The following is a 15,444-nucleotide window of genomic DNA, read 5'->3' as shown; positions in this document are numbered from 1 at the left end:
AGGTATAGACAGGATAGTAATACAAGTGTAGTATGTTTAAAGGAATGTTCAATAGGTGAAATTTTCTGTGAAATCCATTTACCCTATTTCTACTTCAATTTTGTCCGCTACCAATTGCAAAACCAATTGGGAATCAGCTGCTATGGAAGTGGAGTATTTATTTATGGGCGATGGTAGTCGAAATCATAGGCAAATTACAGAAGGTAATGATGATTATAAGTATGTAGCCATTAGTGCACTAATTGCAAAACCACAACTAGATCAAAGAAGCGGGGGGTACAGGCAAAGGAATCCTGTAGCGATATGAAACCAGAAAATTTTCCGGTCAATTCTAACCCCCGCTTCACCGAAAACTTGAAGCGGGGGTTTTTTTATAAGGAGTTAAGCTGTGACGATATCTTCCATGCGCGGCGCGAACGCAATGCAAGTGTTAGAGCAATCTGTGGTGGTATTCTCTCAAAATTACTTGCCACTATGTCGGGTCAATATCAAGCGGGCGATTGTGCTGTTAGTAACCAACAAGGCGCAACCGCTGGGTTTTACCACAGAAAGCGGATGGCAAGTTCACTCACCTAGTTTGGTAATTGATGTGCCAAAACATATTCGCTTGACAATCACTTCTAATGAGCGGATGTGGAAAGTTCCGCCAGTCAATCGGCGGGAAGTATTGCGACGAGACCATCACAGTTGCCAATATTGCGGCAGCAGCAAACATCTAACGCTAGATCATGTGATGCCACGTTCTAAAGGCGGTTCTCACACTTGGGATAACGTAGTCGCAGCTTGTGAAAGATGTAACTCCCGTAAAGGCGATCGCATCCTGTTTGAAGCTGGTATGCAACTGCGTACCAAACCAAAAGCGCCAATCCACCCCGCGATTTCTTTTGCTGAACAGTTTTGGATAGATATGCAAGCAAACCTGGAATAACAGGAGAGCATAAGGAATGTTGAAATTAACTTACACTGAAAGCAGTTTTGATTTAGAATGTGTCACCTTGTCGCTAGAAGAATGGATAGCGCAACGAGTGATTTTCGCCCTGCGAGTTGGGCAAGGTTTATCTATTGAACCCACTACCGCTTCCTTTTTGCTTCCTGTTTATTTGCCAGGAGTAGAAGTACTTAGGTCTGAGGTCAAAAGAGATGACAGAAAAATCATTGCCCTCTGTGCGTGTGATGCCGAATATATAGAAGTCACCCTACGGGGTTCTTGGCTATCAGCTAATTCTAAGGATTCTGTCGGCGTGTTTGTCACTATTATGAGCGATCGCGCTGAGTTCTTTTTGCAAAAACTTTGGCATGAAGCTCAATCTTGTGCTTCTGTCATGAGTGAATAAACGAAATAGTTGGGTGAGAAATTTTCCTCACCCTTTATTGCGCCATTTTTAGTAGTTCGGGAATTGTCACAAATCGGTAGCCTTGCTGTTTGAGTCCACTGACGATTTGTGGCAAAGCTTCTACAGTTCTGTGGCGATCGCCACCACCGTCATGCATTAAAACAATAGAACCAGGTTTCGCGCCTTTCAGGACATTATTTACAAATGCCTGAGGTTTGCCGTGAGGATCGGTATCAGCTGAAGTTACTGACCACATAATTACAGCGTCCTTCTCGTTTTTGGCGTAAGCGGCTAGTCCATTGTTTAAAAAACCTCCAGGAGGACGAAACAGAGCAGTTTTAACTCCTGTAGTTTTGTATATCAAGTCAGAAGTGCGATCGATTTCACTCTTGGCTGTAGCTTCATCCATTCGCCGATACCAATGATGCCAAGTATGGTTGCCAATGGCGTGTCCTTCAGCTACTTCACGCTTGGCTAGGTCAGGATTTGCTTGCAAGGCTTGTCCTACCCAAAAGAATGTCGCCTTAACATCATTTTGCTTGAGGATATCCAGCATTTCTAAAGTTGTCTTCGGCCAGGGGCCATCATCAATGCCTAGAGCAATAACCTTCTCGTTGTTCCTGGGATGCACCCGATAAACTGTTTTTCCCTGAAATTTAGCTGGGACTGTAAAAGTAGGGTTTTCTACTTTGGCTGATGGTGGTAGCTGAACATTAACTTGGCCATTTGCTGGAACTTGTGCAGCATGGCTTTTACTTATCGGCTGATTCAACCCCAATTGTGGGGAAGTGCCAGGAGCAATACTACAAGCTGTAATACTAGAGGCGATCGCGACAAGACTAATTATCTGTTGTCGGTTGAGGTAGTTGTCTTTCACGTCAGGCTTTCAAAGATTCACCCAATCATAAGCTGTAGTTTGACTTTTCAGAAGGTTTAATAACCCCAAATATAAGTGCAGAAGCTTTTATAGATAATTTCAAAAAATTTTTCTGAAACCCCTTGACACCTTTTGTAGTATTTTGTAGTATAAATGTAGTAAGGCGAAAAACAAAGCTTCTCAGAGTCAAAGTTATGTTCTACATACAACTAAAAGACAGGCGTTGGAATAAACCAGAGTTCCCAGTCAACAAAGCTGCTTCTACTTGCAAACCATCCGCAGTAGAGGCAATAAACGAAAAAAGTTCTAAATTTGCACTCATCAAAACCACTGAATATATTTGTAATACACAACAGATTTTCTACCTAGATTTTAGATTGTTTTCCTAACAGTTTCTAATAGTTAAAAGTAAATTTTCTGAACCTTGAAAACTAAATAAGAAATGGGCAAGTTCACCAAAAATATGTGCCTAAAAACATAAAAGTTTAGACACATATTCCAAAAAATCGGGGTGTAGCTCAACTGGCTAGAGCGTTCCGTTGTCTGCGGAAATGTTGCGGGTTCAAGTCCCGTCACCCTGGTTGCAGTCCTGTAGGCAAATAGTTTAAGCCGTCAGCGGCAGTCGCTACAACGGAGGTTCCCTCCGCAACGCGCTGCCTCCTCAAGCTGAAGATTGCGAGTGCGAATCTCGTCAGGACTGCCAAATGGCTGAGTAGCCAAGTGGTCGAAGGCGTTGGTCTGCAAAACCGACATCGTGAGTTCAAATCTCACCTCAGCCTCTGGTGCGATCGCAGTGTAGCTTAATCAGCAAAGCCCCAGGTTCATACCCTGGTATATGCGGGTGCAAATCCCGCCACTGCCATTAAATGCAGGGATGGTGTAACGGTAACACCTCGTGACTCCAAATCCGATGTTCTAGGTTCAAATCCTAGTCCCTGTGTCAGACAATTTTAGATTAAAAAATTTAATCCAAAATCTAAAATTCGGTAAATTAATGCCCTCGTGGACGAATGGTTAAGTCAGTGCTCTTTCAAAGCACAGATGCGAGTTCAATTCTCGTCGAGGGAATGATTATGGGTCGGTGGCCGAGTCTGGCTGAAGGCGACAGTCTGTAAAACTGTTCTTTTTTGCACGCAGGTTCATAATCCTGCTCGACCCACTGTGGAGAGGTGGCTGAGTGGCTAAAAGCGTCCTCCTGCTAAGAGGAAGCGGGTAGCTAATACCCGTCGCAGGTTCAAATCCTGTTCTCTCCGTTTTGAGAGTGTGGTGTAATCGGATAACATTTCAGTCTACGAAACTGAGGACTTGAGGGTTCAAATCCCTCCGCTCTCGTTACATGATCTCTTCTTTTATCCCCCGGTAGCTCAGTTGGTAGTTAGCGCCTGTTTGAAAAACAGGAGGTCGTCGGTTCGATTCCGATCTGGGGGGTTTCGTTGCCTCATAGCTCAATGGCAGAGCAAGCGGCTGTTAACCGCGCGGTTGTAGGTTCGAGTCCTACTGAGGCAGCCATTCATTGCCGGGTGGACGAATTGGAAAGTCGCATCGCTCTGAACGATGAGGTTGCAGGTTCAAACCCTGCCCTGGCAATAAAGCCCTGTAGTGTAATTGGCAACATAGCGCCCTTTGAAGGCGATGATTCCAGGTTCGAGTCCTGGTGGGGCTGCCAAACTCTGCTCTTGTAGCCCAACAGGAGGAGGCTACCGTCTCAAAAACGGTATATTGTGGGTTCGATTCCCACCAAGAGTACCAAAATTTGCTCCTGTAGCCCAATTGGAAGAGGTGGCAGACTTAAAATCTGTTTCGTTGTGGGTTCGACTCCCACCAGGAGTACCAAATATCTGGGTGTGGCGCAGATGGGAGCGCAGGAGTTTTGGGAACTCCAGGTCGCAGGTTCAATCCCTGTCACTCAGACTTTACCCTTGTAGCCCAACGGAAGAGGCGCTTCGCTTAGAACGAAGAGGTTGCTGGTTCAAATCCAGTCAGGGGTATTGGTGAATATGCGGGGATGAAGCAACGCTGGCTTATGGGGCTGCATAACTTGGACATCAGCAGATTCAACTCCTGCCCTCGTCACCAAAATTAGTGCTGGTATAGCTCAATTGGCAGAGCAACTGACTTGTAATCAGTAGGTTGCAGGTTCAATTCCTGTTACCAGCTTGATGCGGGTGTGATGTAACGGCAGCATGAGACGCTTCCAACGTCTTCGTGCGAGTTCAAATCTCGTCGTCCGCTCTGAAACTTGTGGGTGTGATGTAATCGGTAGCATCTGAGTGCGCCATACTCAGTGCGTGGGTTCAACTCCCTCCACTCGCTTGCGTAGTCCTGTAACTCAATTGGTAGAGTGTCTTCCTTACAAGAAAAATGTTGCGGGTTCATGCCAGGACTACCAAATATTGGGAGTGTAGCTCAATGGAATAGAGCTTCGAGCTTCTACCTCGAAAGTTGTGGGTTCAAGTCCTACCACTCCCGCCTAAACAAGTCAAAAGTTAAAAGTCAAAAGAATGAATTTAATTATTTTTCTTTCTTTTTAGTTTTTACTTTGCTCTTCTTACTTTTTTGATGGGGTCATAGCTCAGTTGGCTAGAGCGCCTGCCTTGCAAGCAGGAGGTCATGGGTTCAAGTCCCATTGATTCCACTGATGGTGTCTGAAGCCAAAGTGGTCGAGGCACTGGTTTGTGGAACCAGTCAGAGCGGGTTCAAGTCCCGTCGGACGCCCCTGAATGGAAGATGCCGCTGAATGGACGGCAACTGGTCTTGAAAACCAGGGTATGGGCAACTGTAGGGGTTCGATTCCTCCATCTTCCGCTATCCACCTGAAGCCGAAAAGTGAGGCGCTGTGCTGATAACACAGAAATAGGAGGGGCAGTACCTCCCAGGTGGATTTATATCTAACATTGGTGTTACAACGCTTGCGATCTAATCCGATCGCACTTGCTCATTTCTTTTTTAAATTAACCAGGGTGGTTGGCATAACGGCTGTGCAGTGGGCTTTTAACCCGCAGAAATAGGTTCGACCCCTATACCACCCATTAAACAATTCAAAATTCAAAATTTAAAATTCAAAATTAAGAAATGCAATTTTAGTTAGCCTTTTGGCAACTGCTAACGTACAACTTGAATGCTCGTTGGGTTATGAATAGCAACTCGCGATCGCTAATTGAGCATGTTGCAATAATACATCTTTATCCAAAGCATATATGGGATATTGCGGTGTTACTGCCAGTAGTTTCTCAATTCTTTCTCTAGCTGCTTCTACCACTGTTTCATCTAAGCTATCGTTATTCAGAGAATCGACAAAATCTTCAGCAATCTGATAAGTTCTTTCGATAGATGATGAATTAATATTACGCGACACAATAAACAGATCGCAGCCTACATTTAATGACCGCGCCACAGTACCAGCTTTTATAAACATATCTGAGATAGCTTTCATATCCAAATCATCAGATACAACCACTCCCTCAAAGCCAAGTTCCTCTCTAAGTATGGTTTTGAGGATAGGTTGGGAAAGCGTTCCTGGTACATCAGGATCTATTTTAGGAAATAAGATATGGACAGTCATCATCAAAGGAATCTGGACTTCGATTAAAGCTTTGAAAGGTATAAGTTCTCGAAGTCGCAGGTCTTCTAGAGTTAAATTCAGTATTGGTAGCTCAATGTGAGAGTCTTTGCTGGTGTCTCCATGTCCGGGGAAGTGTTTGGCGCATCCCAAAATTCCTGAATCTCGAAGTCCAAAGTAATAGTCACGCGCACCTTGAGCAGCAGTTTCGGGAGTGTTACCAAAGGCGCGAGACCCAATCACGGGGTTGTCAGGATGGGAAAAAATATCTGCTACAGGTGCCCAAGATAAATTGATTCCCAGTGATTTTAATTCTATCGCTGTGGCTTTTGCTACTTCATAAGCGTGCGATCGCAGCAATAAGGCATGAGGAAAGCGGGTAATTGGCGGTGGTGTACGAATTACACGACCTCCTTCATGATCGAGAGTGATGAACATGGAATCACGTTCAGTGTATTCTCGTATTTGCCTGTTTAAATTTTTGAAGCTTTCCAGCCAAATCTGATATGGGGTGCCATCCAAAAAGTTCTTAGCAAAAAATATCGCCCCAATCGGTTTTAATTCATTGAGTGCGCGTTTATCGTCATCGCTTAATGTAGTGCCGGAAACACCTAAAATTAGGTGATGTCCAAAGCGCCTTAGCTCCTGCGATACACTCATAATCTTTTACCTATAAGTTGTCAGGTAAACAACTTGGTTGTTCAACCTAGAGGACATAAACATTTATCCTACACCCTTATAGGGAGAGGAAAGTTTTCAAAGTAGTCCTTAAGCAATACCCTATATATTTTTTCATAATAAATACACAAATTAGCAAAGAAATCAACTACTTTGAGATAACTTTTAAAATTAGCTATTTTCAGTCAAAGGAAATACTTTTGTTTCCCGAAATCACTTGCATGTAAATATAGATAATATGTACGGTGCAAAGCTATTGCCAATAATAGTATTGGCAATTTATTTGGGCAGGTGCGCGTAGTAAAATTCCCCTTGGCAAAAGTTTTTTGGGGAAGCGATCGCACAACAACTGCCAAATGTAACGGATTGCAACGTATAATGAAAACGATAAAACGGTTAAGAAATATTGAAAAGCAGTAGGGTTACATGCGAGTAGCGATCGCGGGAGCGGGACTAGCAGGACTTTCCTGCGCGAAATATCTTACAGACGCAGGTCACACACCCATTGTCTTGGAACGTCAAGACGTTCTAGGCGGTAAAGTGGCTGCTTGGAAAGATGCTGATGGAGACTGGTACGAAACAGGTCTGCACATCTTTTTTGGCGCATATCCTAATATGTTGCAGTTATTCAAAGAGTTGGACATTGAAGATCGATTGCAGTGGAAAGAACACACAATGATCTTCAACCAGCCGGATGCACCAGGTACTTACAGTCGCTTTGATTTCCCAGATTTGCCGGCACCAATTAATGGTATAGTGGCAATTCTGCGAAACAACGACATGCTGACATGGCCAGAAAAAATTCGCTTTGGCATCGGATTATTGCCAGCCATGATTCAGGGGCAAAAGTACGTTGAAGAAATGGACAAATACTCCTGGACAGATTGGCTGCGTAAACACAATATTCCAGAACGGGTCAATAAAGAAGTTTTTATTGCTATGGCCAAGTCGCTGAACTTCATTGGTCCAGATGAAATTTCGGCAACCATTCTTTTAACTGCTCTCAATCGTTTCCTCCAAGAAAAAAAAGGCTCGAAAATGGCCTTTTTGGATGGTTCGCCAACAGAACGATTGTGTCAGCCCCTAGTAGATTACATCACCGAACGCGGTGGAAAAGTCCGCTTGAATGCCCCTTTGAAAGAGATTTTGCTAAACGCTGATGGTAGCGTCAAAGGATACTTGATTCGGGGGTTGAATGGAGACGAAGATGAAGTTTTCACGGCGGATTTGTATGTATCTGCCATGCCGGTTGACCCTCTGAAGGTGATTTTGCCAGCACCTTGGAAAGAAATGGAGTTTTTCCAAAAGCTAAAAGGGTTGGAAGGCGTGCCTGTGATTAACGTGCATTTGTGGTTTGATCGTAAACTTACGCAAATTGATCACTTGCTATTCTCGCGATCGCCCCTCCTAAGCGTTTATGCTGATATGAGCAATACCTGCCGTGAATACGCCAACCTTGAGCGCTCAATGCTGGAATTAGTTCTAGCCCCGGCAAAAGATTGGATTGCCAAATCCGATGAGGAGATTGTGGCTGCAACTATTGCCGAGTTAGAAAAACTCTTCCCCGATCACTTTGGGGGAGACAATCCAGCAACATTGCTGAAATCTCATGTGGTGAAAACGCCCCGTTCAGTTTACAAAGCGACCCCTGGTCGTCAACAGTACCGTCCCTCGCAAACAACCCCCATTAATAATTTCTATCTCAGCGGGGATTACACCATGCAACGCTACTTAGCCAGTATGGAAGGTGCCGTACTTTCTGGTAAGCTAACAGCGCAGGCGATTTCTGAGGCCCTCCCGGTAGCAAATTCCTCAAACCTGCAAACGCTCACCCGACCGCCCGCAACGAATGCTGCAACTGCCTGATTCCCCGCCGCGCATGAAAACGCTGGTCTCTGTAGACGAGTCATACAAACTTTGTCGGCATCTCACAGCAAAGTATGCCAAGACTTTTTACCTGGGTACTTTACTGATGAGTCCGGTAAAACGTCAATCTATTTGGTCAATTTACGCTTGGTGTCGCCGTACAGATGAATTGGTGGATGGCCCCGCATCTGCTATTACCACGCCAGAAACCCTAGACCTATGGGAACAGCAGCTGGAATCGATTTTTGCGGGACGCCCATTAGAAAATTACGATGTCGCCTTAGTTGATACTCTCCAGCGCTTTCCGATGGACATTCAGCCATTTCGGGATATGATTGCCGGTCAGCGCATGGACTTATATCGCAGTCGTTATGAAACTTTTGAGGAATTATACCTCTACTGTTATCGTGTTGCTGGCACTGTTGGCTTAATGTCAACAGCAGTTATGGGTGTAGATAACACCATATACACCGCTCCCTGGCACCAGAACAAACAACCTTATGTTCCTACAGAAGAAGCGATCGCTCTGGGAATTGCCAATCAACTCACCAACATCCTGCGAGATGTGGGAGAAGATGCCAAACGGGGACGAATCTACATTCCCCTTGAAGATTTGGCAAAATTCAACTATACCGAGCAAGACTTCTTCAATGGTGTGGTAGATGAGCGTTGGCAAGCATTGATGCGCTTTCAAATTGACCGCGCCCGCCAATTTTACACTACATCCGACCGGGGAATTACTTACTTAGCATCAGATGCTCGTTGGCCTGTGTGGGCAGCATCAATGCTGTACGGTCAAATTTTGGAGGTGATTGAACGCAACGCTTACGATGTATTCAGTCAACGGGCTTACGTTCCCCAGTGGAAAAAGCTACGCACCTTGCCCATAGCTTGGATGCGATCGCAAGTTCTTTAAATAATTAGTCATTTGTCCCTAATCCTTAGTGTTTTGTAAATAACTAATGACTAATGACTAATGCCTATTGACTCTCCCTAACAAACCTGCTATCTTTATTATTCGTGAGTCAGGAGAGGTGGCTGAGTGGTCGAAAGCGGCAGATTGCTAATCTGTTGTACGGCAGGCAACTCCGTACCGAGGGTTCGAATCCCTCCCTCTCCGTTTTTTAATCTTTGATACACGGAGTGTATTCTGTGTAAAACATAAATATTAATGCCGGGGTAAGTACTCCTGCTCCCAAAGATGGATGATATGATTTATCCTTTGGAGTCTCGATCAGATCCAGCTAAGTTACAAATATAGTTTGGATCTTATAGCCGTAGTCACACAGGTTAGGACGTAAGGATGGGGTGAATACTAGAGTTAGCAATAGTTTTACCTCCTGCCTCCTACCTCCTGCCCTCTGCCTCCTGCTATATTTTTAGGCTCCTAAATATTTTGAGGAGTGAGATTAATTTATGAAAAAAATTAGTACCGCCTTAGCCTTCAGTATAACTATCCTCGCAACTGGGTTTTTAGTTGGGGCTTGTGGTGATAGCAGTACCCCCAACGGTACAGCTAACAACGGAAGTACTGCTACCCCAGCGGCAAACTCAACTACAACAAGCACTACTCAAGGACTAAAAATTGGTTCTTTGTTACCAACAACAGGCGACTTGGCTTCTGTCGGACAGCAGATGCTAGGTTCTGTGCCTTTACTTGTCGATACAGTCAACGCTTGCGGTGGGGTGAATGGTGAACCTGTTACTTTGGTGCAAGTAGACGACCAAACCGACCCAAGAGCTGGAGCTGCCGGTATGACCAAACTAGCAACTTTGGATAAAGTTGCAGGTGTAGTTGGTTCCTTTGCCAGTAGCGTTTCTAGTGCAGCAGTCTCCATTGCCACACCAAATAAAGTCATGCTGGTTTCCCCTGGTAGTACCAGTCCTGTATTTACTGAAAAGGCCCAAAAAGGCGACTATAAAGGCTTTTGGGCACGTACAGCCCCTCCCGATACTTACCAAGCATTAGCTTTAGCCCAACTTGCCAGAAAAAAAGGTTTCAAACGAGTTTCTACAGTCGTGATTAATAACGACTATGGCGTAGGGTTTGAAAAAGCATTTGTGCAAACTTTTGAAAAATTAGGTGGAACTATAGTTAATAAAGATAAGCCTGTGCGCTACGATCCAAAAGCCCAAACATTTGATACAGAAGCGGCTGCTGCTTTTGCTGGTAAGCCAGATGCAGTCCTGGCTGTACTCTATGCGGAAACTGGTAGTCTGTTCCTGAAAGCCGCCTATCAACAAGGTGTAGCGAAGGGAGTACAGATTCTATTAACAGATGGGGTTAAATCACCAACTTTTCCCGAACAAGTTGGCAAAGGCGGTGATGGTAAATATATCTTAACTGGAGCAATCGGTACAGTACCGGGTTCCGATGGTAAAGCATTAGAAGCTTTCAATAAGCTGTGGAAGGATAAAAAGGGTGGTGCACCAGGGGAATACGCTCCTCAAACTTGGGATGCAGCTGCTTTATTGACATTGGCGGCGCAAGCTGCTAAACAAAATACAGGCGTTGGTATAGCCAGCAAAATCCGGGAAGTTGCTGATGGGCCTGGTACAGAAGTTACTGATGTCTGCGAGGGACTGAAGTTACTTAAAGATGGTAAAAAGATTAATTACCAAGGAGCCAGTGGCAATGTAGATGTTGATGCTAACGGCGATGTTGTCGGTGTATACGATGTTTGGACAGTAGGAGATGATGGCACAATCAAAGTGATTGACAAAGTTACCCCTAAATAAAAAACAAAGGAGTTAGGAGTTATGAATTTAATCTTAATAACTCCTAACTCCTAATTCTTAAAGTCCATTGAAGTTGTAACCAACTCCTAATAACAAGCCCACATCAGTTTCATCGAAAAAACCGGCATTTATAGCAGCCGTTGCTGTAAATTGAGAAGTTAAAGGCACATCAATACCAGCAGATGCCAAAAAGGCAAATTGCGAATCATCACCAGTTTTATAAGCTGCACCCACTCCGACGTAAGGCGCGATCGCTAATGGTTCGCTAAAAGCATCTGCTGGTTTGAAGGTAAAATCATAGGTGATTGGCAGTAAAATTGTGGTGTTATCCCCAAATATGGCTGAGGGTCGCACTGATATAGAATTTGTCAGTCCGATTTTACTAACTACTGCAAAGTTACCGTCGCCCAAAGACGTGTCACCACCGCTCAAACCAATGTTAGCAGCGATCCCAAGATAGCTACTACCACCATTTGTAGTTCTACCTAAATCAATATCCGATTGCGCCACTTTGGTAGCAGATGGTTGAACAGTAGTTTGAGAAGTTGGTTGGACAAATTCAGAGGTAAGCGTCGCAGATGAAGTTGACACTGTGCCTGGAACAGGTGTGGGTGTTACACTGGCGTTTTCTTGTATAGCAGTGTTGGGTAACTGCTCTACCTTAGTTAAATTTGTAACTGTAAAAGTTTTAATTATTTCTGTGGAGAGATTTTGGCTTTCAGTGTCTATTTCTGGACTAAACTCGTTGGGAGAGGCTACGGTTGCGGAAGGTTCAGTTAATGGCTGACTACTCACCTTGTCTACTGTCTGGGCGCTTGCAGATAAACCGCTACTCAAAAATGCAAGAGCAGCTAAACTTGACAACCAAAAAACACCTTTACGAAGAAAAATAGTATTCACATTCACTCCTAAAACAATGTTGCCACGAAAAAATAAAGGTTTTATGTTGATTTAGTCAACAAGTTCGGGCAATACTCAAAATTTAACATCAAAAAATCGGTTTGACATCAATGCACTTTACTTGATTTTTATAGTTAATATTTACTAGCAAAAAACTAAATATTATAGCAATCTTGAATCATTCGTGAAAAACAAGATCCCTGACAACTTTTACTAAGTTGTGAATCTGTGGCTTGCAATTTTCAGAAATTAAATAGAATTGCTATATATTTATTTTGAATATCCTGAATTTGACAGATGACAAATAGCCTCTTTGCCTAAAACTAAGATAGTATTTTTTGAGGAGGCGATGCCTACGGCGGGCTGCGCCAACGCAATTGCAACCTCTCCGATGAAAAGAAAAAGTTTTTTAGTATAGCTGCTTTGCTGTCAAAGGCAGCTAAATTGTGAAGTGATATTACAAAGCTTGCAAAAATATTTAGAAATTGCCTACAAGTCAAACATAGTTCTAACGTAGAACCTATTAGGAGAGACTTGAGGCAAATGTGATGAGCGAAAATAATATTCAAAAGTATCGGTTTGTCTGTACCCTGACTTTCGGTGATATCTACGGTCAAATAATTGTTTGGTTGATTACAATTACCCTAAGTTTGGCATCAGCTTTGGCGCTGATGGGTGCCAAGCGGCCCGTGTACGCTTTAGCAACAGCGGGTCTTGTCGTTCTGCTATCGCTACCTTTCTTGTTGTTTGCGTTTGTCACTACCTTGTTAAATCATATTGAAGTCAGTCCTGTAGGACCGGGAACCAAAATGGAACCCATACCAGGTAATGTGTCTCAGCAACAACCTGTACAAGCAACTAGCTAACATAGTTAGGAGTTATGAGTTATGAGTTATAAGTCACTCTATCTGTGCCATAACTCTTTGTTTTTAACTTTTCACTCCTAATTTCAAAATTTTTTATAACGTCCCTGTCTATAAGCAGGGATTTTTTTGTAGAGATCCGATTTTTACAACGAACTAGCTGATTAATCACGTCTCTACAATAGAACAGCAGTGGTTTGCAATCAGAGGGCTAATTATGCTGGAACACGATGTAATTATTGTCGGAGGTGGATTGGCGGGATGTCGCGCTGCTGTAGAAATTGCCCGCACTGACCCTAGTTTAAATATTGCTGTGGTTGCAAAAACCCACCCAATTCGTTCGCACTCGGTTGCGGCTCAAGGTGGTATGGCAGCATCGCTGAAAAATGTTGATTCCGAAGATAGCTGGCAAGCACACGCTTTCGATACTGTCAAGGGTTCTGACTACTTGGCAGACCAAGATGCTGTGGCGATCCTCGCCCAAGAAGCGCCAGATGTGGTGATTGACTTGGAACATCTCGGCGTCTTGTTCTCTCGCTTACCCGATGGACGTATTGCCCAAAGGGCTTTTGGCGGACATTCCCATAACCGCACTTGCTACGCTGCTGATAAAACCGGTCATGCGATTTTGCACGAATTGGTTAACAATTTGCGGCGTTATGGGGTGCAAGTTTACGAAGAGTGGTATGTGATGCGTCTTATTTTAGAAGAAAATGAGGCGAAGGGTGTGGTAATGTTCCATCTTTTGGATGGACGTATTGAGGTGGTACGCGCTAAGGCGGTAATGTTTGCCACCGGGGGTTATGGTCGCGTTTATAATACTACCTCTAATGATTACGCTTCTTCAGGTGATGGTTTGGCAATGACTGCGATCGCAGGTTTACCCCTGGAAGATATGGAATTTGTCCAGTTTCATCCCACTGGTTTATATCCGGTAGGGGTACTAATTTCAGAAGCGGTACGGGGAGAAGGGGCGTACCTGATTAATAGTGAAGGCGATCGCTTTATGGCGAATTATGCACCTAGTCGGATGGAACTAGCTCCTCGTGATATTACCTCACGAGCGATCGCTTACGAAATTCGCGCCGGACATGGTATTCATCTCAATGGAAGTGCTGGAGGCCCCTTTGTCTATCTGGATCTACGCCATTTAGGCAAAGAAAAAATTATGAGTCGCGTTCCCTTCTGTTGGGAAGAAGCACATCGTTTAGTAGGTGTTGACGCAGTAACTCAACCGATGCCAGTCCGCCCGACAATTCACTATTGTATGGGTGGTATACCAGTTAACACTGAGGGTCAAGTTCGTAGTAGTGGCGATGGTTTTGTTGATGCTTTCTTTGCTGCTGGTGAAACATCTTGTGTTTCTGTACATGGGGCGAATCGCTTGGGCAGTAATTCACTATTGGAATGCGTGGTTTATGGTAAAAGGACTGGAGCTGCGATCGCCAAATTTGTGCAAAAACGTAAGTTACCCTCTGTAGATGAGCAACGGTATGTAACAGAAGCCCAGCAACAAATTCAAGCTTTGCTAGAACAACCAGGACAGTACCGTATTAACCAAGTTCGTGAAGCTTTTCAGGATTGTATGACTGAGTACTGTGGTGTTTTCCGCACTGAGGCATTAATGATTGAAGGTTTGCATAAATTAGAAGAAATACAACAGCAATATCCTCAAATTTATTTAGATGACAAAGGTAGTTGCTGGAATACAGAACTCGTAGAAGCCTTAGAATTACGAAGTTTGATGGTAGTAGGGCAGACGATTTTGGCATCAGCCCTAAATCGCCAAGAAAGTCGTGGCGCTCATTTCCGCGAAGATTATTCCCAGCGAGATGATACAAACTTTCTCAAACACACAATGGCTTACTATTCACCAGCCGGAATTGAGATTCAATATCGACCGGTAGAGATTACCATGTTTGAACCGAAAGAGCGGAAGTATTAATTATTGGGACTTAGGGGTTAAAAAATGCTTTTCTTAATCCCTAAGATACAAAGACACAAGGAAAATATGAGTTTTGGTGTTAGTGCTGATCAAATTATAGATTGGGTGGGAATAATAAGTTTAGTTCACCTGTTAATATAAAAAATTTGTGAGGCTTAAAACCATGTCAGAAATCAGTATAAGTGATTCTGTAGCCCATTCCTTAGCAAGATATCGTAATCATTTGGAGTTTAATGGATATCATATTGAAGAAGGGGATGATTTACTTGTATGCCGTCATCCTAGAAAGCCAAATTTCTTTGTTAAATTTATTTCAGCTAGAGGAGTATTAATTAGAATTATTTATTCTCTTGAGCCAAATGTTAAGAGAATACACCTCTTGGAATATATGAACGAATTGAATTCGGAGTTCCTATTTATGAAAGTATATATTGATGATGACAATGATCTGTGCATCGAAACTTTCTGTGAAGGAGACTATGACAGAACAAATTTCTCAATTCTTCTAGATAATATTGAATACGACATGGAAATTTTTGGTAATAACAAGTTAACACGAGAATATTTGCAGTAAGAGAGATATTGGATTTGGTAAGCAGAAGGTGGGTATCACCCACCTTTAACAGCTCTCAAGTAGGTTAAGCTCTAAAAGAAAAATCAAGCGTCTTGATTCTGACTCGTGA

General features: G+C 43.5%; 12 protein-coding genes and 25 tRNA genes. 33 read left to right on the top strand and 4 right to left on the bottom strand.

Features of this window, described 5'->3' with window-relative positions:
- Nucleotides 1-421 precede the first annotated feature (421 nt).
- The gene (locus tag V7K79_RS29615) at nucleotides 422-928 is read left to right on the top strand and encodes an HNH endonuclease (RefSeq protein ID WP_335053139.1); all 507 of its coding nucleotides are present in this window, start codon (nucleotides 422-424) and stop codon (nucleotides 926-928) included.
- A 16-nt stretch (nucleotides 929-944) separates the two neighbouring features.
- Complete coding sequence (locus V7K79_RS29610; RefSeq protein WP_335053052.1) at nucleotides 945-1,334, top strand: alr0857 family protein; 390 nt, start codon at nucleotides 945-947, stop codon at nucleotides 1,332-1,334.
- Nucleotides 1,335-1,368: 34 nt separating this feature from the next.
- Here V7K79_RS29610 and V7K79_RS29605 read toward each other — a convergent pair whose 3' ends face one another.
- Both V7K79_RS29605 and V7K79_RS29600 read right to left on the bottom strand, forming a co-directional pair.
- Nucleotides 1,369-2,211 (bottom strand): polysaccharide deacetylase family protein, encoded by an 843-nt coding sequence (locus V7K79_RS29605; RefSeq protein WP_335053051.1) that lies wholly within the window; start codon nucleotides 2,209-2,211, stop codon nucleotides 1,369-1,371.
- Nucleotides 2,212-2,410: 199 nt separating this feature from the next.
- Nucleotides 2,411-2,533, bottom strand: coding sequence for a hypothetical protein (locus V7K79_RS29600; RefSeq protein WP_335053050.1), 123 nt, complete (start codon nucleotides 2,531-2,533; stop codon nucleotides 2,411-2,413).
- 185 nt (nucleotides 2,534-2,718) lie between these two features.
- Between V7K79_RS29600 and V7K79_RS29595 the strand changes: the two genes are divergently transcribed.
- The 24 genes from V7K79_RS29595 (at nucleotide 2,719) to V7K79_RS29480 (ending at nucleotide 5,240) form a co-directional block, all read left to right on the top strand.
- A tRNA-Asp gene (locus V7K79_RS29595) sits at nucleotides 2,719-2,792 on the top strand.
- 125 nt (nucleotides 2,793-2,917) lie between these two features.
- Nucleotides 2,918-2,990, top strand: a tRNA-Cys gene (locus tag V7K79_RS29590).
- A 10-nt stretch (nucleotides 2,991-3,000) separates the two neighbouring features.
- Nucleotides 3,001-3,073: transfer RNA gene (locus V7K79_RS29585), tRNA-Met, on the top strand.
- 6 nt (nucleotides 3,074-3,079) lie between these two features.
- Nucleotides 3,080-3,151, top strand: a tRNA-Trp gene (locus V7K79_RS29580).
- Nucleotides 3,152-3,208: 57 nt separating this feature from the next.
- A tRNA-Glu gene (locus V7K79_RS29575) sits at nucleotides 3,209-3,279 on the top strand.
- A gap of 7 nt (nucleotides 3,280-3,286) precedes the next feature.
- Nucleotides 3,287-3,370 (top strand) — tRNA-Tyr (locus V7K79_RS29570).
- Nucleotides 3,371-3,374: 4 nt separating this feature from the next.
- A tRNA-Ser gene (locus tag V7K79_RS29565) sits at nucleotides 3,375-3,464 on the top strand.
- Nucleotides 3,465-3,468: 4 nt separating this feature from the next.
- A tRNA-Arg gene (locus V7K79_RS29560) sits at nucleotides 3,469-3,543 on the top strand.
- Nucleotides 3,544-3,564: 21 nt separating this feature from the next.
- A tRNA-Phe gene (locus V7K79_RS29555) sits at nucleotides 3,565-3,639 on the top strand.
- 6 nt (nucleotides 3,640-3,645) lie between these two features.
- Nucleotides 3,646-3,720: transfer RNA gene (locus V7K79_RS29550), tRNA-Asn, on the top strand.
- A 5-nt stretch (nucleotides 3,721-3,725) separates the two neighbouring features.
- Nucleotides 3,726-3,798: transfer RNA gene (locus V7K79_RS29545), tRNA-Gln, on the top strand.
- 3 nt (nucleotides 3,799-3,801) lie between these two features.
- A tRNA-Gln gene (locus V7K79_RS29540) sits at nucleotides 3,802-3,877 on the top strand.
- A gap of 6 nt (nucleotides 3,878-3,883) precedes the next feature.
- A tRNA-Leu gene (locus V7K79_RS29535) sits at nucleotides 3,884-3,960 on the top strand.
- Nucleotides 3,961-3,966: 6 nt separating this feature from the next.
- A tRNA-Leu gene (locus V7K79_RS29530) sits at nucleotides 3,967-4,044 on the top strand.
- A gap of 5 nt (nucleotides 4,045-4,049) precedes the next feature.
- Nucleotides 4,050-4,122: transfer RNA gene (locus tag V7K79_RS29525), tRNA-Pro, on the top strand.
- 4 nt (nucleotides 4,123-4,126) lie between these two features.
- A tRNA-Leu gene (locus tag V7K79_RS29520) sits at nucleotides 4,127-4,199 on the top strand.
- A 96-nt stretch (nucleotides 4,200-4,295) separates the two neighbouring features.
- Nucleotides 4,296-4,368: transfer RNA gene (locus tag V7K79_RS29515), tRNA-Thr, on the top strand.
- 4 nt (nucleotides 4,369-4,372) lie between these two features.
- Nucleotides 4,373-4,443: transfer RNA gene (locus tag V7K79_RS29510), tRNA-Gly, on the top strand.
- A gap of 86 nt (nucleotides 4,444-4,529) precedes the next feature.
- Nucleotides 4,530-4,600 (top strand) — tRNA-Val (locus V7K79_RS29505).
- Nucleotides 4,601-4,606: 6 nt separating this feature from the next.
- Nucleotides 4,607-4,680, top strand: a tRNA-Arg gene (locus tag V7K79_RS29500).
- Between the two features lie 92 nt (nucleotides 4,681-4,772).
- Nucleotides 4,773-4,846 (top strand) — tRNA-Ala (locus V7K79_RS29495).
- A 6-nt stretch (nucleotides 4,847-4,852) separates the two neighbouring features.
- A tRNA-His gene (locus tag V7K79_RS29490) sits at nucleotides 4,853-4,926 on the top strand.
- Nucleotides 4,927-4,933: 7 nt separating this feature from the next.
- A tRNA-OTHER gene (locus tag V7K79_RS29485) sits at nucleotides 4,934-5,016 on the top strand.
- A 153-nt stretch (nucleotides 5,017-5,169) separates the two neighbouring features.
- A tRNA-Lys gene (locus tag V7K79_RS29480) sits at nucleotides 5,170-5,240 on the top strand.
- A gap of 101 nt (nucleotides 5,241-5,341) precedes the next feature.
- Here the strand turns inward: V7K79_RS29480 and V7K79_RS29475 are convergent.
- Nucleotides 5,342-6,430, bottom strand: a complete 1,089-nt coding sequence (locus V7K79_RS29475) for a glycoside hydrolase family 3 protein (RefSeq protein WP_335053048.1) — start codon at nucleotides 6,428-6,430, stop codon at nucleotides 5,342-5,344.
- Between the two features lie 444 nt (nucleotides 6,431-6,874).
- On the opposite strand from V7K79_RS29475, the gene pds reads away from it, so the two are divergent.
- The 4 genes from pds (at nucleotide 6,875) to V7K79_RS29455 (ending at nucleotide 11,053) form a co-directional block, all read left to right on the top strand.
- Nucleotides 6,875-8,314, top strand: a complete 1,440-nt coding sequence (gene pds / locus V7K79_RS29470; RefSeq protein WP_335053046.1) for a 15-cis-phytoene desaturase — start codon at nucleotides 6,875-6,877, stop codon at nucleotides 8,312-8,314.
- The gene (gene crtB / locus V7K79_RS29465; protein WP_335053044.1) at nucleotides 8,298-9,230 is read left to right on the top strand and encodes a 15-cis-phytoene synthase CrtB; all 933 of its coding nucleotides are present in this window, start codon (nucleotides 8,298-8,300) and stop codon (nucleotides 9,228-9,230) included. Before pds ends, crtB begins: the two co-directional genes overlap by 17 nt.
- A 112-nt stretch (nucleotides 9,231-9,342) precedes the next feature.
- Nucleotides 9,343-9,434, top strand: a tRNA-Ser gene (locus tag V7K79_RS29460).
- Nucleotides 9,435-9,730: 296 nt separating this feature from the next.
- Complete coding sequence (locus V7K79_RS29455) at nucleotides 9,731-11,053, top strand: ABC transporter substrate-binding protein (RefSeq protein WP_335053042.1); 1,323 nt, start codon at nucleotides 9,731-9,733, stop codon at nucleotides 11,051-11,053.
- A 57-nt stretch (nucleotides 11,054-11,110) separates the two neighbouring features.
- On the opposite strand, the gene V7K79_RS29450 is transcribed toward V7K79_RS29455, so the two are convergent.
- On the bottom strand, nucleotides 11,111-11,953 hold the full coding sequence (locus tag V7K79_RS29450) for a hypothetical protein (RefSeq protein WP_335053040.1): 843 nt from the start codon (nucleotides 11,951-11,953) through the stop codon (nucleotides 11,111-11,113).
- A gap of 548 nt (nucleotides 11,954-12,501) precedes the next feature.
- Here V7K79_RS29450 and V7K79_RS29445 point away from each other — a divergent pair.
- From V7K79_RS29445 to V7K79_RS29435, 3 genes are all read left to right on the top strand, one after another.
- Nucleotides 12,502-12,819: a hypothetical protein gene (locus V7K79_RS29445; RefSeq protein ID WP_099102821.1), complete on the top strand. Its 318-nt coding sequence runs from the start codon at nucleotides 12,502-12,504 to the stop codon at nucleotides 12,817-12,819.
- Between the two features lie 214 nt (nucleotides 12,820-13,033).
- Nucleotides 13,034-14,761, top strand: a complete 1,728-nt coding sequence (locus tag V7K79_RS29440) for a succinate dehydrogenase/fumarate reductase flavoprotein subunit (protein ID WP_335053038.1) — start codon at nucleotides 13,034-13,036, stop codon at nucleotides 14,759-14,761.
- Between the two features lie 163 nt (nucleotides 14,762-14,924).
- Nucleotides 14,925-15,335 carry a DNA mismatch repair protein gene (locus V7K79_RS29435; protein ID WP_335053036.1) on the top strand — a complete coding sequence of 137 codons (411 nt, stop codon included), beginning with the start codon at nucleotides 14,925-14,927 and terminating at the stop codon, nucleotides 15,333-15,335.
- Nucleotides 15,336-15,444: the final 109 nt, after the last annotated feature.

The organism is Nostoc sp. (assembly GCF_036917575.1).
Classification (GTDB): domain Bacteria; phylum Cyanobacteriota; class Cyanobacteriia; order Cyanobacteriales; family Nostocaceae; genus Nostoc.
This window is presented reverse-complemented; position numbering and strand designations above follow the sequence as displayed.